Annotated in this window: 15 protein-coding genes; 5 read left to right on the top strand and 10 right to left on the bottom strand. The window is 56.4% G+C overall.

The features are described from left to right. Positions 1–28: 28 nt before the first annotated feature. A complete protein-coding gene (locus QOT07_RS24475) occupies positions 29–874 on the bottom strand; it encodes an MIP/aquaporin family protein (RefSeq protein WP_099063876.1) in 846 nt (281 codons plus the stop codon). Positions 875–1,413: 539 nt separating this feature from the next. On the opposite strand from QOT07_RS24475, the gene zapB reads away from it, so the two are divergent. Beyond that, positions 1,414–1,653 (top strand): septal ring assembly protein ZapB, encoded by a 240-nt coding sequence (zapB, locus tag QOT07_RS24470; RefSeq protein WP_012147470.1) that lies wholly within the window; start codon positions 1,414–1,416, stop codon positions 1,651–1,653. A 56-nt stretch (positions 1,654–1,709) separates the two neighbouring features. On the opposite strand, the gene rraA is transcribed toward zapB, so the two are convergent. The 7 genes from rraA to priA form a co-directional block, all read right to left on the bottom strand. After that, positions 1,710–2,195 carry a ribonuclease E activity regulator RraA gene (gene rraA / locus QOT07_RS24465; RefSeq protein ID WP_020837546.1) on the bottom strand — a complete coding sequence of 162 codons (486 nt, stop codon included), beginning with the start codon at positions 2,193–2,195 and terminating at the stop codon, positions 1,710–1,712. Between the two features lie 80 nt (positions 2,196–2,275). Continuing rightward, on the bottom strand, positions 2,276–3,193 hold the full coding sequence (locus QOT07_RS24460; protein WP_099063875.1) for a 1,4-dihydroxy-2-naphthoate polyprenyltransferase: 918 nt from the start codon (positions 3,191–3,193) through the stop codon (positions 2,276–2,278). Between the two features lie 93 nt (positions 3,194–3,286). Beyond that, positions 3,287–4,621: an ATP-dependent protease ATPase subunit HslU gene (hslU, locus tag QOT07_RS24455; RefSeq protein ID WP_085120017.1), complete on the bottom strand. Its 1,335-nt coding sequence runs from the start codon at positions 4,619–4,621 to the stop codon at positions 3,287–3,289. 12 nt (positions 4,622–4,633) lie between these two features. Continuing rightward, on the bottom strand, positions 4,634–5,164 hold the full coding sequence (gene hslV, locus QOT07_RS24450; protein ID WP_012147466.1) for an ATP-dependent protease subunit HslV: 531 nt from the start codon (positions 5,162–5,164) through the stop codon (positions 4,634–4,636). Between the two features lie 102 nt (positions 5,165–5,266). Next, the gene (ftsN, locus tag QOT07_RS24445; RefSeq protein ID WP_112349224.1) at positions 5,267–6,211 is read right to left on the bottom strand and encodes a cell division protein FtsN; all 945 of its coding nucleotides are present in this window, start codon (positions 6,209–6,211) and stop codon (positions 5,267–5,269) included. Between the two features lie 65 nt (positions 6,212–6,276). Next, positions 6,277–7,305, bottom strand: a complete 1,029-nt coding sequence (cytR, locus tag QOT07_RS24440) for a DNA-binding transcriptional regulator CytR (RefSeq protein ID WP_099063873.1) — start codon at positions 7,303–7,305, stop codon at positions 6,277–6,279. A 289-nt stretch (positions 7,306–7,594) separates the two neighbouring features. Next, positions 7,595–9,790, bottom strand: coding sequence for a primosomal protein N' (gene priA / locus QOT07_RS24435; protein WP_283604125.1), 2,196 nt, complete (start codon positions 9,788–9,790; stop codon positions 7,595–7,597). 198 nt (positions 9,791–9,988) lie between these two features. On the opposite strand from priA, the gene rpmE reads away from it, so the two are divergent. Next, positions 9,989–10,204 carry a 50S ribosomal protein L31 gene (gene rpmE / locus QOT07_RS24430; RefSeq protein WP_012147462.1) on the top strand — a complete coding sequence of 72 codons (216 nt, stop codon included), beginning with the start codon at positions 9,989–9,991 and terminating at the stop codon, positions 10,202–10,204. Between the two features lie 77 nt (positions 10,205–10,281). Here the strand turns inward: rpmE and metJ are convergent, their stop codons facing one another. Further along, on the bottom strand, positions 10,282–10,599 hold the full coding sequence (gene metJ / locus QOT07_RS24425; RefSeq protein ID WP_012147461.1) for a met regulon transcriptional regulator MetJ: 318 nt from the start codon (positions 10,597–10,599) through the stop codon (positions 10,282–10,284). 317 nt (positions 10,600–10,916) lie between these two features. Here metJ and metB point away from each other — a divergent pair, with 317 nt between their 5' ends. The 3 genes from metB (at position 10,917) to metF (ending at position 15,639) form a co-directional block, all read left to right on the top strand. Then, on the top strand, positions 10,917–12,077 hold the full coding sequence (metB, locus tag QOT07_RS24420) for a cystathionine gamma-synthase (RefSeq protein WP_012147460.1): 1,161 nt from the start codon (positions 10,917–10,919) through the stop codon (positions 12,075–12,077). A 2-nt stretch (positions 12,078–12,079) separates the two neighbouring features. Then, the gene (locus QOT07_RS24415) at positions 12,080–14,515 is read left to right on the top strand and encodes a bifunctional aspartate kinase/homoserine dehydrogenase II (protein ID WP_099063871.1); all 2,436 of its coding nucleotides are present in this window, start codon (positions 12,080–12,082) and stop codon (positions 14,513–14,515) included. A 227-nt stretch (positions 14,516–14,742) separates the two neighbouring features. Beyond that, entirely contained in the window at positions 14,743–15,639 is an 897-nt protein-coding gene (gene metF, locus QOT07_RS24410; RefSeq protein ID WP_099063870.1) for a methylenetetrahydrofolate reductase, read from the top strand. Between the two features lie 53 nt (positions 15,640–15,692). Here the strand turns inward: metF and QOT07_RS24405 are convergent, their stop codons facing one another. Further along, positions 15,693–15,938, bottom strand: a complete 246-nt coding sequence (locus QOT07_RS24405; RefSeq protein ID WP_283604122.1) for a 2Fe-2S iron-sulfur cluster-binding protein — start codon at positions 15,936–15,938, stop codon at positions 15,693–15,695. Positions 15,939–16,130: the final 192 nt, after the last annotated feature.

Genomic DNA, 16,130 nt, shown 5'->3' with positions numbered 1-16,130 from the left:
GTTGTTAACCGTTTTAAAACTGTGCCAATCACGCTTTACGCTGCTGAGCCTTGGCGGCGGGTTGCTCTTCGTCTACACAGACATCACACGGCAGATTGCGGCCAATGAGCATGCGGTAGCCAAAGGCACCCAGGCAGGCACCGATGATTGGGCCAAAGATAGGCACCAGGAAGTACGGAATATCACGCGCACCGGTGAAGGCCACTTTGCCCCAGCCAGCCAGATAAGCGAACATTTTCGGGCCGAAGTCACGGGCCGGGTTCAGCGCAAAGCCGGTCAATGGTCCCATAGAGGCGCCGATCACGGCAATCAGAATACCGATTAACAGCGGTGCCAGCGGGCCGCGTGGAATACCGTTACCGTCATCGGTCAGCGCCAGGATCAGGCACATCAGGATCGCGGTAATCACCGTTTCAACCAGGAAAGCCTGGCCAACGGAGATGTGTGCATTAGGGTAGGTGGAGAAGATACCGGCCAGGGCCAGGCTTTCGTCGCTGCCGCGCACCATATGGTTGACCGCTTCAAAGTCGAAGAACAGGTTGTAATACAACCCGTAGACCAGCGCTGCTGCGCAGAAGGCTCCGGCGATCTGTGCGACGATGTAAGGCAGTACTTTGCGTCCGTCAAAGCAGGCAAACAACCACAGCGCGATGGTCACCGCCGGGTTGAGATGCGCACCGGAGATGGCAGCGGTCAGGTAGATGGCCATGGCAACGCCCAGGCCCCAAATGATACTGATTTCCCATTGACCGAAGCTGGCGCCAGCCAGTTTCAGCGCGGCAACGCAGCCTACGCCAAAAAATATCAACAGGCCGGTGCCGAGGAACTCAGCGATACATTGGCCTTTTAGGGTCGGACTGGTGGTTTGGCTCATAATGTTGTTGTCCTGCAAAACGGCGGTTGTGGGTTTATAGGCTCAGGGTGTGCATCAACCCGGCCTATGGGTACAGTTTTTTTCATCTCGTCCAATTATTAATTGAGGACGTGATGTAAATTTATCGTTAACGAACATAAACGAGAAATAGCGAAATCAAAATGTGTGTGCTGAGTCATAAAATTGAGCGAATTCGCGTCGTTTTGTGTTCTTTCTGCACCATAAAACTGTGATCTGACCAGTGTTCCAGCCACCGTTCGTTAACAAATCAATTTACGCACCCTGGGTATTTTCAGTTTTTGCTGATGGTGACGGCAGGAAAATTGCAACAGACTGCGCGTTGAGCCGGATGTTGCTAGACAGTCGGGGACAGGCTACTTACAATCGTTTTTATCGAAAGAAGCGTTTTATCGAGACAGGCGCGTTATTTTCAATAAAAGCGTGTGTCACTTGGCGCGATGCATATTCGCAGCAGTTGCAACCTGAGTTGCGGCCGTTACCTATAGATGTACGCCTTGCTATCATGAGGGGACTGAAGAATGTCATTTGAAGTATTTGAGAAATTGGAATCAAAAGTTCAGCAGGCGATCGATACCATCACCCTGCTGCAGATGGAAATTGAAGAGCTGAAAGACAAAAACAACACTCTTTCACAGGAAGTTCAGGCTGCCTCCGGCAACCACGAATCGCTGGTACGTGAGAACCAGCAACTGAAAGAAGAGCAGCACGTATGGCAAGACCGCCTGCGTGCGCTGTTGGGCAAAATGGAAGAAGTCTGATTCCGGATTGCACGATCGAAAAGGGCGCCCAAGGCGCCCTTTTTCATATCTGAAGATTACTCGATATCGAGTGGATCCTCGGACAGGATAATACCGGTATTGTCAGCATACAGATGATCGCCGGAGAAGAACGTCACACCGCCGAAGTTAACGCGGATGTCACTTTCGCCAATGCTCTCACTGGCGGCACCCACCGGAATGGCCGCCATCGCCTGAATGCCGATGTCCAACTCTTCCAGATCGTCTACCTGACGAACCGCACCGTAAACCACGATGCCTTCCCATTCGTTCTGGGTTGCCAGACGCGCCAGTTCTGCGTTGATCAGGGCACGACGTACCGAGCCGCCACCGTCAATCACCAGGACGCGACCGCGGCCGTTTTCTTCAAGCAACTCGAATAACAGGCCGTTATCCTCAAAGCATTTCACCGTAGTGATTTGCCCGCCAAATGAAGTACGCCCGCCAAAATTGGAGAATAGAGGCTCAACTACGTTCACCTCTTCGTGATAGATGTCGCAAAGTTCGGAAGTATCGTATTTCATAGGATTTTACGTCTGTTTGCCGCTGGAATAACCAGTATATCCCTTTATTCGCCCTGTTGGCAAAATCATCAGTTCGATGGCTAACTGAGCACCACGCCAATAGCGAACAACACATTGGCCAGCAACGCCGCCTTAACCATATGTTCCAGCATAGGTCGCATGCCGGCAGGGGTCGGATCGCGCAACACGCGCAAGCCATGGCGGACCAGCAACGGGATGGCCAAGACAAACAGCCAGCCCCACAGGCTATGCAGGTTAAGCAGCGTGAACAGCGTAAAGCACGCCACCGCACCGATCAGCAGCAACACGTGGTAATAACGTGCCTTCTGCGGCCCAAGTCGGACTGCCAGGGTATTCTTGCCGTTGGCACGGTCGCTTTCGATATCGCGCAGATTATTGATATTGAGCACGGCAGCAGCCAGCAGGCCGCAGGCGGTGGCCGGCAGCATCACGATGCTGTCAAAGGTGTGGGTTTGCAGGTAGAAGGTGCCTGCCACGCTTAGCCAGCCGAAAAATACCAGCACCGAAATATCACCCAGGCCTAAATAACCATAGGGTTTGTTGCCCACGGTATAGGTAATGGCGGCGACGATAGAAAGCCCGCCCAGCACCAGGAAGCCCACCACGTCGCTGGGTTGTTCACAGGCTACGGCGATCAGTGAACAGCCAGCCAGAGTGATCAACACCACCGTCACTATCAGCGCACGTTTCATCTGCGCCTGGGTGATCATGCCTTTTTGCATGCCACGTAGCGGCCCGATACGGTCTTCTTTGTCGCTGCCTTTTACCGCATCGCCATAGTCGTTCGCCAGGTTGGAGAGAATTTGCAGCAGGCCGGCCGTCAGCAGTGCCAGCAGTGCCACGCCAGGCTTCAGGCTACCTTGCCAGGCGGCAATGGCAGAACCGACGACGATCGAGGCAAAGGCCAGCGGCAGGGTGCGCGGTCGTAAACTTTCAAGCCAGGCTCTGGCCGGGGAGGTGGTAGTTGATGAGCTCATTTTTCGCTTCAGAGTTAGTGGCTGCGTCCGTTAGAAATAATTGTGGGAGGCATAATGCCTCCCACAGATGACTGACTGGACATGATTGAGCGATTATAGGATAAAACGACTCAAATCTTCATCCGCTACCAGTTCATCCAGATGATTACGTACGTAATCCGCATCAATTGTAATGGATTGACCGTTAATTTCACTCGCATCATAGGAAATATCTTCCATCAGACGCTCAAGCACGGTGTGCAAACGACGCGCGCCGATATTTTCGGTGCTTTCGTTAACCTGCCATGCGGCTTCAGCGATACGACGGATACCTTCGGCGGTGAACTCAATATTGACGCCTTCGGTGCCCATCAGCGCTTTGTACTGCTCGGTCAGCGAAGCGCTTGGCTCGGTCAGAATACGCTCGAAATCTTCGGTGGTCAGCGCCTGCAACTCAACGCGGATCGGCAAGCGGCCCTGCAGCTCAGGGATCAAGTCTGACGGGCTGGCGGTCTGGAATGCGCCGGAAGCGATAAACAGAATGTGATCGGTTTTCACCATGCCGTGCTTGGTGGAAACGGTACAGCCTTCCACCAGCGGCAGCAGGTCGCGCTGCACGCCTTCGCGAGAGACGTCCGGGCCGGAGCTTTGGCCGCCGCGCTTACAGATTTTGTCGATCTCGTCGATAAACACGATGCCGTGCTGTTCAACCGCTTCGATCGCCTGTTCTTTCAGCTCTTCCGGGTTCACCAGCTTGGCCGCTTCTTCTTCCACCAGCAGTTTGAAGGCTTCTTTGATCTTCAGCTTGCGTGGTTTCTGCTTCTGGCCGCCGAGGTTCTGGAACATCGACTGCAGCTGGTTGGTCATCTCTTCCATGCCTGGAGGCGCCATGATTTCTACGCCCATCGGCGCAGCAGCCAGATCGATCTCGATTTCTTTGTCGTCCAACTGGCCTTCACGCAGTTTCTTGCGGAATGCCTGGCGTGCCGCGGACGGCTCCTGATGCTCTTCCGCCTGGCCCCAGTTGTTCTTGGCCGGAGGCAGCAATGCGTCAAGGATGCGCTCTTCTGCCAGCTCTTCGGCGCGGGTACGGTTCTTGTCGATGGACTGCAGACGCACCATTTTGATCGCGGCATCGGTCAGATCGCGGATGATGGAATCCACTTCTTTCCCGACGTAGCCCACTTCGGTGAACTTGGTGGCTTCAACCTTGATGAACGGCGCATTGGCCAGTTTTGCCAGGCGACGGGCGATTTCGGTTTTACCGACACCGGTCGGGCCGATCATCAGAATGTTCTTTGGCGTGACTTCATGACGCAGCATCTCGTTGAGCTGCATCCGGCGCCAGCGGTTACGCAGGGCAATGGCAACGGCACGTTTGGCTTTGTTCTGGCCAATGATGTAGCTGTCCAGTTCGCTGACGATCTCGCGCGGGGTCATTTCAGACATAGTATTCGATCCTTACGCTTTGGAAGGCAATTCTTCAATGGTGTGGAAATGGTTGGTGTAAATACAGATGTCACCGGCGATGTTGAGGGACTTATCAACAATTTCGCGGGCGCTCAGCTCGGTATTTTCCAACATCGCGCGGGCGGCTGCCTGGGCGTACGGACCGCCGGAGCCAATCGCAATCAAATCATTTTCAGGCTGGATCACGTCACCGTTACCGGTGATGATCAGCGAGGAGTTTTCATCCGCTACCGCCAGCAGCGCTTCAAGCTTGCGCAGCATGCGGTCGGTACGCCAGTCTTTTGCTAATTCAACGGCCGCTTTCACCAGGTGACCCTGATGCATTTCCAGCTTGCGCTCGAACAGCTCAAACAGCGTGAAGGCATCCGCGGTACCACCGGCAAAACCGGCAATCACTTTATCGTTATACAGGCGACGCACTTTCTTCACGTTGCCCTTCATTACCGTATTGCCCAAGGTAGCCTGGCCATCGCCACCGATCACTACCTGGCCGTTGCGGCGTACGCTTACAATTGTTGTCACGAGCAGACCCTCGTTGAAGACGGAAAGAAGCCCTCGCAGTATCTGCTTGCACAGACACTACGAGGCATATTGAGAGTATAGATGGGGGGGGATTGACGCTTTTCAACCCCCAACGGAGAGGGGAATGCAACTTGACATGCCTACGCCCTTCAGGCGCGACAGGGTTTTGTCCGCAGCAGCCCGGCTGCTGTAAGGGCCGAGCACCACACGGTTCCAGCCACCGCCGGCGGTGATACGGCTTTCAATACCTTCAAACGCCAGACGCGCACGCACGGACTCCGCCTGATCGGTTGCGCGGAATGAGCCACACTGCACCATCCACTTCTGCTTCGACTCAGGTTTGGTTTCCTGCTTGGCCGTTTCCTGTTTTACTTCCGGCTTGGTTTCCGGTTTGACCTCAGGTTTCGGCTGCTTAACCTGCACCGGCGGCGGTGTCACCGTCTGCGGCTTGGGTTGTGGCTTGGGCTGAGCCGGCTGCTGCACCGGTGCTGTCGTCGCGCCGCTGTTAAACGGATTGCGCGGTTGAGCTACCTGCGGTTGCTGTACCTGCTGCTGCTGGATCTGCTGTTGTTGCACCTGCTGCTGTTGCTGCAGACGGCTACGGGCAGCGGCCTGTGAAGGGTCGTTATACGGCACTTCATTCAGCTGCGTTGGGCGTTGTTGCATATCTGCCTGCATCTGATCCAGCAGTTGGCGTTGTTCTGCAGTCAACTGAGTCTTGGTGTTGGTGGTGCCGCCGGCCGTAGGTTCGGTCGGGGTTTGCACGCCAATCTGACGATTCTCCAGCTCTTTGATGTAGCGCCAACGCTCCTCCGGCTTCGGCGGCAAGCCGTTGCCCGGACGACTGCTGTGCACAGGCAGCAGCGGTGCGTCATCCGGCTTGTTGTGCGTTATGAAATAGAGGCCACCGATAAAGATCACCAGAAGTGCGACGGCCAGCGCCAACACGGTTTTGGAGACCTTCGGAGAACTGCGTTTTTTACGGCTGGGGGTTTTACGCTTAGCTCCTGCTGCGCGCCCTCGGCTTACATAGTCTTTTTGTGCCACTATTATTCCGCTGTGTCCTGATGAGGGGATAAGTCCGTCATGTTACTGAACCCTAAAATATTTGACTAGCGTTTAGGGGCAGCGGTGCTGCCTCTGATAATCAATTCACTGTCCAATAGCCGGGAGCCACTTGCCACTGTCTGTCCGTGTAGCTGCTCCAACAGCAACAACATTGCCTGCTGGCCAATCTGGTAACGGGGTTGAGCCACCGTGGTTAACGGCGGGTCGCAATACTGTGCCAGTTTGATGTCGTCAAAGCCGACGATAGACAGGTCCTGCGGGACTCGCAACCCCATCTTTTTCGCCTGCGACAGCACGCCAATCGCCATTACGTCACTGTGGCAGAAGACGGCCGTCGGCGGTTTTGGCTGTGCCATCAACGCCGCGAGCGCCTGAGCACCCGCTTCGTAGGTGAAATCACCCCGGGTAATATAGCTGCTTTCGACGCTAATGCCATTACGACGTAGCGCCTGAATGTAACCTTGCAGCCGATAATGGCTGAGCGGCATCTGCTCCGGCCCGGCGACACAGGCGATTTGCTTGTGACCGAGCTGATGCAAATAATGTACGGCTTCGAAGGCGGCGGTCAGGTTATCGATGTGAACCGTCGGCAGTTCCAGCTCCGGGGCAAACTCGTTGGCCATTACCATCGGCGGCAGATTACGCTGCTCTTCCTTGCTGGCATCGAACGGCAAATTGGAACCGAGCAGCAGCATGCCATCGATTTGTTTGGTGATAATCAGATTGACGAAGGTGCGTTCCTGCTGGTTTTGCTGCGCGCAATCGCCAATCAGCACCAGGTAGCCCTGTTGTGCGGCGGTTTGCTCGATCCCCTGGATCACATCGGCGAAAAACGGATCGCAAATGTCGGGGACGATCACCAGGATGGTTCGGGATTCGTTACGCTTGATATTGCGGGAGAGGGCATGAGGAGAATAGCCCACGGCCAGCACGGCCTGTTCCACTTTCTGACGCGTCGGCGTTGACACCTTTTCCGGGTTCATCAGCGCACGCGACACGGTTGCCGTTGAAACGCCCGCCATTTCGGCAACGTCTTTCATGGTTGCCATGGGTAACTCTTTCTTGTGTTCCAACGCCTTTCTCCTTGCGTTAGCCCCATGCCAACGCGACTACTTCAGTTGCTCACAAATTCTTACCGTGCGGTGGTGTTGTTATCATTTAGCGCCATCCGCGTTCAAACATTCCGTCACGCTGCTGCAAGAGGTGACAAAATTGCCTTCACAGACATTCTAAACAGAATATGTCCTGCCTTTGTTACCTAATTTGCATAAAAAGTGTGACCTGGGAAGGTTTTTTAGCGTTCGCTCGCAATTTCAAGGGTAAACGTTTGCCTGGTAGGAACTGAATCGGACTTTTCTGGGTTCAACTGTCTATAGGATCAATGTCCAGCGTCCACTTCACCTTACGCGCCTGTGGCAGGGTGCTGACCAGGGGCAGGGAGCTTTTCATTATCTGTTGCAGCACCCGCCGAGAAGGGTGTTGCAATAGCAATTGCCAGCGGAAGCGGCCACCGCGTTTCGACTGCAGTGCCGGGACCGGCCCCATCACCCACAGCGAATCGTCTTTCAGCGGGCTGGCCTCCAACAGGTTGCGCAGCTGCTGCAAGAATTGGGGGGCCTGCTGGTTATCGTGATCTTCCGAACGCACGATAATATGGCTGGTGTAAGGCGGCAGGAACACGCTATTGCGCTCTGCCAGCGTTTGTTTGGCAAAGGCGTCGTAGCCCTGTTGCAGCAGAATTTGCAGCAGTGGGTGTTCCGGGTGGTGGGTCTGTAACAGCACCTCTCCGGGCTTACCGGCGCGGCCTGCCCGACCGGAGACCTGGGTGTACAGCTGGGCAAAGCGTTCTGCGGAACGGAAGTCGGCTGAGAACAGCGCGCCATCGACGTCCAGCAGGGCTACCAGCGTGACATCCGGGAAGTGGTGACCCTTGGCCAGCATCTGGGTGCCGATCAAAATGCGCGAGCCGCCGCGGTGAATATCCGCCAGATGCTGCTCCAGCGAACCCTTGCGGCTGGTGGTGTCACGATCGATACGGGTGATCGGGGTTTCCGGGAACAGCGGCGCCAGTTCGTTTTCCAACTGTTCGGTGCCGACGCCGACCGACACCAGATGGGTAGAGCCGCATTGAGGGCACTGGTGGGGGACCGGTCGCTGGCTGTCACAGTGGTGGCAGCGCAGTTGACGATGATTCTGGTGGAAGGTGTAGTAATGATCGCAACGCTGGCACTCGGCGATCCAGCCGCACTCGTGGCATAGCAGCGCCGGGGCATAACCGCGCCGGTTCAGGAACAGCATCACCTGATTACCGGCCTTCAAATGGTGTTGCATGCTTTTCAGCAACGGCTGCGAAAGACCCACCTTCAGCGGCAGGCCTTTTAGATCGATCAGGTGCTGCGCCGCTGGTTTGGCGTTACCCGCACGTTGGGTGAGTTTGAGCTGGCGATATTTACCCAATTGCACATTGTGCAGGGTTTCCAGCGCCGGTGTGGCGGTGCCCATCACCATTGGGATGTTTTCCTCGCGGGCGCGGAATACCGCCAAATCGCGGGCGTGGTAGCGCCAGCCTTCCTGCTGTTTATAAGAGCTGTCGTGCTCTTCGTCGATGATGATCACGCCCAGTCGAGAGAACGGGGTAAACAGCGCCGAACGGGTACCGATGACAATCGCCGCCTCGCCGCTGCGGGCGCGCAGCCAGACTGACAGACGTTCGCTGTCATTGAGGCCGGAGTGCAGCACCTCCACCGGCGCATTGAAGCGCTCGCGAAAGCGGGCAATGGTCTGCGGTGTCAGGCCGATTTCCGGTACCAGCACCAGCGCCTGCTTACCTGCTGCCAGAATATTTTCCAGCACGCTGAGATAGACTTCGGTCTTGCCGGAACCGGTGACCCCGGCCAGCAGCCAGGTGGCAAACTGGTCGTCTTCGCTGCGGATGGCACCTACTGCGGTGGCCTGTTCGGTATTCAGCCGCAGCCGCTCACCCAACACTTCAAAGCCGGGCCGCCAGTCCTGCGTTACCACCGTCTGTGCCCGTAGATCGATCAGCCCCTTGGCGCGCAATGCCTGCAAGGCGCTCTCGGTTAATGCCAGTTCACTGATCTGGTGGCGATAGACCGGGCGCTGCAGCAGCGCGGCCAGCGCCTGCTGCTGTTTGGGCGCTCGCTTCAGGCTCTCTGGCAGCGTGGCGCGGCCCTGTTCGGTAGCGAACCATTGCCACAGCGGGGCCGTTTCAGCCGGTTTCCCCTGGCGCAGCAGGATGGGCAGCGCGTGGAACAGCACTTCACCGATCGGATAATGATAATAGTCGCTGGCCCAGCGCAGAATGCGCCACAGGCTGGGGGAGAACAGGGAGGCGTGGTCGATTACGCTGTCGATGGGTTTGAGCTTATCGAGCGGTAATTCGCTGGTCTCGCTGCAGCCGGTGACGATACCGATCGCCCGTTGCTTGCCCCAGGGCACGGCTACGCGAGCGCCGACAGCCGGCTGCAGGCCTTGCGGCAGCAGATAGTCGAAGGTGCGGGCGAGGGGTACCGGCAAAGCAACGTGAACAACAGGCATGGGGTCATCCAGAGTAAAAAAAACAGTCCATCAGTTTACACGGCGCACCGGCAAATGTACGGTTCCGATTGCGCGGTACTTTTAATTCTGTATAATTTGCCGCCTTTGGTATAATTCGATACCAAATTTTTTATCAACCACGTGTGGTGTCTGGCGAAACAGGGCTGGATAGCGACACGGCCTTAACTGAGGTTTCCCATGAAACAAGGTATCCACCCAAAATACGAAGAAGTTACTGCTAACTGCTCTTGCGGTAACGTGATCAAAATCCGCTCTACAGTGGGTCACGATCTGAACCTGGACGTTTGTGGCGAATGTCACCCGTTCTACACTGGCAAGCAGCGTGATGTTGCTACCGGTGGCCGCGTTGACCGCTTCAACAAGCGTTTCAGCGTGCCAGGCGCTAAGAAATAAGATTTCTTATCGTCAGATGAAAAAGGCGCCTTCGGCGCCTTTTTTCGTTTCTACCGTCTGCAGTTGCAGACCGGCGCTTAGTATTCCCAGGTATCGGGATCCACACCCAATTCACGCATCAGCAGTTTCGCGGCTTCCGGGATTTCATCGCTGCGTTCTTTGCGCAGGTCTTCGTCGTTCGGCAGCGGCTGGCCGGTAAAGGCGTGCAGAAATGCTTCGCACAGCAATTCGCTGTTGGTGGCATGGCGCAGGTTATTCACCTGGCGACGCGTCCGTTCATCGGTGAGGATTTTCAGGACCTTCAGCGGAATAGATACCGTGATTTTTTTTACTTGCTCGCTCTTTTTACCGTGTTCAGCGTAAGGGCTGACATACTCGCCGTTCCACTCAGCCATGGGACACCTTAAATTTGTCAGAAAAATTACAAAATTCTAAAAACCGGCCAATTATGCCCGATCTTCACTGTTCTCACTAAATAAATGTCAATTTTACGCGACCAGGGTCACTGAATGCGGACGATCAATAGGCGTCGCCTATGCATTCCGGGTTAACATCGTATCGTCATCTCAAACTGGCATAATTTTAGCGGGTATTAAGGCTTTGCTCAATCTATACGCAAAGAAGTTTAGATGTCCAGATGTATTGACGTCTATCCTCGCTGCGATTAATCTTTAGGCCTCATTCATCCGAATCCCGAGAGCCGAGAGACCCTATGACGCGTAAACCTGCCACGATTGCCGTACGTAGCGGCCTGAACGATGACGAACAGTACGGCTGCGTTGTCCCGCCGATCCACCTTTCCAGTACCTATAATTTCACCGACTTCAATCAGCCTCGTGCTCATGACTACTCACGTCGCGGCAACCCGACGCGTGATGTGGTCCAGCGGGCGCTGGCAGAACTGGAAGGCGGCGCCGGTGCGGTGATGACCAGCAGCGGGATGTCGGCGATCCACCTGGTGACCACGGTGTTCCTGCAACCCGGCGATCTGCTGGTGGCACCGCATGATTGCTACGGTGGCAGCTATCGTCTGTTCGACAGCCTGAGCAAGCGTGGTGCTTACCGCGTACTCTTTGTCGATCAGGGGAATGAAGAGGCGTTGCAGCAGGCGCTGGCGCAAAAACCCAAGCTGGTGCTGATTGAAAGCCCAAGCAACCCACTGCTGCGCGTGGTAGATATCGCGGCGATTTGCGATGCGGCCCATGCCGTGGGGGCGTTAACGGTGGTGGACAACACCTTCCTCAGCCCGGCGTTACAGCAGCCGATTGGGTTGGGTGCCGATCTGGTGGTGCACTCCTGTACCAAATACCTCAATGGCCATTCCGACGTGGTGGCCGGCGCGGTGATTGCCAAAGATAAAGATCTGGCGGTGGAATTGGCGTGGTGGGCCAATAATATCGGCGTAACCGGCGGCGCGTTCGACAGTTATTTGCTGCTGCGCGGCATGCGTACTCTGTCGCCACGCATCAAGGCGGCGCAACAAAACGCCGATGCGATTGTCAGTTATTTACAGCAGCAACCCTTGGTGAAAAAGCTGTATCATCCTTCTCTGCCACAGAACCCTGGGCACGAGATTGCACGTCGTCAGCAACGCGGCTTTGGCGCGATGCTCAGCTTTGAACTGGACGGTGATGAAGCGCTGCTGCGTCGTTTCCTGTCTGCCCTTGAGCTGTTTACTCTGGCAGAATCCCTGGGCGGCGTAGAAAGCCTGATCTCGCATGCAGCGACCATGACCCACGCAGGTATGGCGGCAGAAGCCCGTGCGGCAGCCGGTATTTCCGAAAGCCTGCTGCGTATCTCCGTGGGTATTGAAGACAGTGAAGATTTGATTGCCGATCTGGAACGAGCCTTCCAGGCGGCGGCAACGAGGTAAGCATGAATGCAATTGCGGTAGCAGGGCCGGTGAGCGGGCGTCAACTGCACAAGTTTGGCGGCAGCAGCCTGGCGGACGTGAAGTGTTATCTGCGGGTGGCCGGGATCATGGCCGAATACAGCCAGCCGGGTGACATGATGGTGGTGTCGGCTGCCGGCAGCACCACCAACCAACTGATTAGCTGGCTGAAGCTTAGCCAGAGCGATCGTCTTTCTGCGCATCAGGTTCAGCAGACGCTGCGCCGCTATCACAGCGAATTGATCGGTGGTCTGTTACCGCCGGAAACCGCCGAGCCGCTGATCGCCGAATTTATTCAGGATCTGGAGCGTCTGGCGGTGTTGCTAGATGAAAAGCTCGACGATGCCGTGTATGCCGAAGTGGTGGGGCACGGTGAGATCTGGTCGGCGCGGCTGATGGCGGCGGTGCTGAACAAACTGGATATGCAGGCGGCCTGGCTGGATGCGCGCGATTTCCTGCGTGCGGAACGCGCCGCTCAGCCACAAGTGGATGAAGGCCGCTCTTACCCGCTGCTGCAACAGTTGCTGGCTCAGCACCCGGGTAAACGCCTGGTGGTGACCGGCTTTATTTCACGCAACGACGCCGGTGAAACCGTGCTGTTGGGGCGTAACGGCAGTGACTATTCCGCTACCCAGGTCGGTGCGCTGGCCGGTGCGGAACGCGTGACCATTTGGAGCGACGTGGCCGGGGTTTACAGCGCCGATCCACGCAAGGTGAAAGATGCCTGCCTGTTGCCGCTGCTGCGGTTAGATGAGGCCAGTGAACTGGCACGCCTGGCGGCACCGGTGCTGCATACACGCACCCTGCAGCCGGTGTCCGGCAGTGATATCGATCTGCAACTGCGTTGCAGTTATCAGCCGGAACAAGGCTCAACGCGCATCGAGCGCGTGCTGGCCTCCGGCACCGGCGCGAAGATTGTCACCAGCCATGACGACGTGTGTTTGATTGAGCTGAACGTTGCCAGTCAGCATGATTTCAAACTGGCTCAGAAAGAGCTGGATTTGGTGCTTAAGCGCGCGCAGATCAAACCGCTGGCGATCGGCATTCATCCGGACCGTAATCTGGTCCAGCTGTGTTACACCTCGGAAGTGGTGAACAGCGTGCTGCGTACTCTGCAGGACGCGGGGCTGCCAGGTGAGCTGCGACTGCGTGAAGGACTGGCGCTGGTGGCGCTGGTGGGCGCGGGTGTGTGCAAGAACCCGCTGCACAGTCACCGCTTCTATCAACAGTTGAAAGACCAGCCGGTCGAGTTTATCTGGCAGGCCGAAGACGGCATCAGTCTGGTGGCGGTGTTGCGTCAGGGGCCGACCGCGTTGCTGATCCAGGGCCTGCACCAGACTCTGTTCCGCGCGGAAAAACGTATTGGCCTGGTGCTGTTCGGCAAAGGCAACATCGGCGCACGCTGGCTGGAGCTGTTTGCCCGCGAGCAGAAAAATATTTCTGCCCGCAGCGGCTTTGAGTTCAGCCTGGCGGGAGTGGTGGACAGCCGCCGTAGCCTGCTGAATTACGACGGGCTGGATGCCAGCCGCGCCCTGGCATTCTTTGAGGACGAAGCGCAGGAGCTGGATGAAGAGTCCCTGTTCCTGTGGATGCGGGCTCATCCGTTCGACGATTTGGTGGTGCTTGACGTGACCGCCAGTGAAGAACTGGCCGAGCAGTATCTGGATTTCGCCAGCTACGGCTTCCATGTGATCAGCGCCAATAAATTGGCGGGTGCATCGTGCAGCGATAATTATCGTCAAATCCGCGATGCCTTCGCCAAAACCGGTCGCCACTGGTTGTATAACGCTACCGTCGGCGCCGGCCTGCCGGTCAACCATACGGTGCGCGATCTGCGCGACAGCGGTGACAGCATTCTGGCGATCAGCGGCATCTTCTCCGGCACGCTTTCCTGGTTGTTCCTGCAGTTCGACGGCACGGTGCCGTTTACCGAACTGGTGGATCAGGCCTGGCAGCAGGGGCTGACCGAACCCGATCCGCGGGTCGATCTCTCCGGCCAGGACGTGATGCGCAAGCTGGTGATCCTGGCGCGCGAGGCGGGCTACGATATTGAACCGAATCAGGTGCGAGTTGAATCGCTGGTGCCTGCGGGTGCCGAGCAGGGTTCTGTCGATCAGTTCTTCGAAAACGGCGATGCGCTGAACCAGCAGATGCTGCAGCGTTTCGAGGCCGCCAGTGAAATGGGTCTGGTGCTGCGACACGTGGCGCGCTTCGATGCCAATGGCAAGGCGCGTGTTGGTGTGGAAGCGGTTCGGCCTGAACATCCGCTGGCATCTTTGTTGCCGTGCGATAACGTGTTTGCCATCGAAAGCCGCTGGTACCGCGATAACCCACTGGTGATCCGCGGACCGGGTGCCGGTCGTGACGTCACCGCGGGGGCTATCCAGTCAGACCTTAACCGTTTGGCGCAGCTGCTTTAATTTTCTTGTGGGCGCGGATCTGCCGCGCCCCTCGTTTTTCCTGCCATAATTCTCTTTATCCTGAACATGAAATTCTTTCTCTTAACGGGTGAGGATTAATCATCCTATTACCCTCAGTTTCCTGTTGACTCTTTAGCCAACATACGGCATTTTCTATCTAGACGTCTAAACGTATAGACGCTTATCAAAACAAAGCAAAACAGTGATCGATAAGAGGCGGACAGGGTATGAGTTTTTTTCACGCAAACCAGCGGGAAGCGCTGAATCAGAGTCTGGCGGAGTTAAACGGCCAGATTAACGTATCATTCGAGTTCTTCCCGCCGCGCACCAGCGAGATGGAAGACACCCTGTGGCAGTCCATTGATCGTTTGAGCAGCCTGAAACCAAAATTTGTCTCTGTGACCTATGGCGCCAACTCTGGCGAGCGCGATCGCACCCACAGCATCATCAAAGGGATTAAGGAGCGTACCGGCCTGGAAGCGGCACCGCACTTGACCTGTATCGATGCCAGCCCGGCTCAGCTGCGTGAGATTGCCACCGATTACTGGAACAGTGGTATCCGCCATATCGTGGCGCTGCGTGGCGACCTGCCGCCGGGCGGTGGCAAGCCTGAGATGTATGCCACCGATCTGGTGACGCTGCTGAAAGACGTCGGTGATTTCGACATCTCGGTGGCGGCCTACCCCGAAGTGCATCCGGAAGCCAAAAGCCCGCAGGCGGATCTGATCAACCTGAAGCGTAAAATCGATGCCGGTGCCAACCGCGCGATTACCCAGTTCTTCTTTGATGTAGAAAGTTACCTGCGTTTTCGTGACCGCTGCGTGGCGACGGGTATCGACGTGGAGATCGTACCGGGCATTCTGCCGGTGTCCAACTTCAAGCAGTTGCAGCGTTTCGCCACCATGACCAACGTGCGCGTGCCGAGCTGGATGACCAGCATGTTTGAAGGGCTGGATGACGATGCCGAAACCCGCAAAATGGTCGGCGCCAATATCGCGATGGACATGGTGAAAATCCTTAGCCGCGAAGGGGTGAAGGATTTCCATTTCTATACGCTGAACCGCGCCGAAATGAGTTACGCGATTTGCCACACGCTGGGTGTGCGTCCGGCGGCCGTGGCCTGAAGAAAATGTCGGTCAGTGCAAACTGACTGGCAGGGTTATTTGCCGATGACGGGTTACACATCCGGCACCAGTGTTGATGAACGAGCGCGAGCAACGCAGATCAGAATCGAGCGGTTGGCGGCACGTTCTTCATCACTTAAAACATAATCCCGATGGTCTGCTTCACCCGCCAATAAGGTGACTTCATAACTGCGGCACAACCCCTCCTCGCTGATAGCCTCACCGGCGGTAAGACATTCGAAATTAAGCCTGTCGGCAGGGATCTGCTGTGCCAGGGCAAGACGCTGTACTTCTTCCATTAACGACTCCGGCCCACAACAGTAAATGTGCTCCCCCATGGCAATGGCCCTCATGGCCGTTGCCATAAATATCCGTGCCGCCGGCACCACAGGATCATGCTGCGAATCGGCGTGATGCCAATACCGCAGGCAATAAAGCGGTAGCGCGATGCGTCGGGAATCAAAGGAAACAGCGAACGTGGTTCGCCCACC

Origin of the sequence: Serratia proteamaculans, assembly GCF_949794035.1 — a bacterium.
GTDB classification, from domain to species: Bacteria; Pseudomonadota; Gammaproteobacteria; order Enterobacterales; family Enterobacteriaceae; genus Serratia; species Serratia proteamaculans.
Note: the sequence above shows the minus strand (reverse complement) of the source record. Positions and strands in the feature narration are given on the sequence as shown.

What these genes read in the sequence shown, in the direction of transcription:
- metB (WP_012147460.1), top strand. Translation starts at nt 10,917, where the DNA reads ATGACGCGTAAACCTGCCACGATTGCCGTACGTAGCGGCCTGAACGAT.
- metJ (WP_012147461.1), bottom strand. Translation starts at nt 10,599, where the DNA reads ATGGCTGAGTGGAACGGCGAGTATGTCAGCCCTTACGCTGAACACGGT.
- zapB (WP_012147470.1), top strand. Translation starts at nt 1,414, where the DNA reads ATGTCATTTGAAGTATTTGAGAAATTGGAATCAAAAGTTCAGCAGGCG.
- metF (WP_099063870.1), top strand. Translation starts at nt 14,743, where the DNA reads ATGAGTTTTTTTCACGCAAACCAGCGGGAAGCGCTGAATCAGAGTCTG.
- QOT07_RS24415 (WP_099063871.1), top strand. Translation starts at nt 12,080, where the DNA reads ATGAATGCAATTGCGGTAGCAGGGCCGGTGAGCGGGCGTCAACTGCAC.
- QOT07_RS24460 (WP_099063875.1), bottom strand. Translation starts at nt 3,193, where the DNA reads ATGAGCTCATCAACTACCACCTCCCCGGCCAGAGCCTGGCTTGAAAGT.
- rpmE (WP_012147462.1), top strand. Translation starts at nt 9,989, where the DNA reads ATGAAACAAGGTATCCACCCAAAATACGAAGAAGTTACTGCTAACTGC.
- hslU (WP_085120017.1), bottom strand. Translation starts at nt 4,621, where the DNA reads ATGTCTGAAATGACCCCGCGCGAGATCGTCAGCGAACTGGACAGCTAC.
- rraA (WP_020837546.1), bottom strand. Translation starts at nt 2,195, where the DNA reads ATGAAATACGATACTTCCGAACTTTGCGACATCTATCACGAAGAGGTG.
- priA (WP_283604125.1), bottom strand. Translation starts at nt 9,790, where the DNA reads ATGCCTGTTGTTCACGTTGCTTTGCCGGTACCCCTCGCCCGCACCTTC.
- QOT07_RS24475 (WP_099063876.1), bottom strand. Translation starts at nt 874, where the DNA reads ATGAGCCAAACCACCAGTCCGACCCTAAAAGGCCAATGTATCGCTGAG.
- QOT07_RS24405 (WP_283604122.1), bottom strand. Translation starts at nt 15,938, where the DNA reads ATGGAAGAAGTACAGCGTCTTGCCCTGGCACAGCAGATCCCTGCCGAC.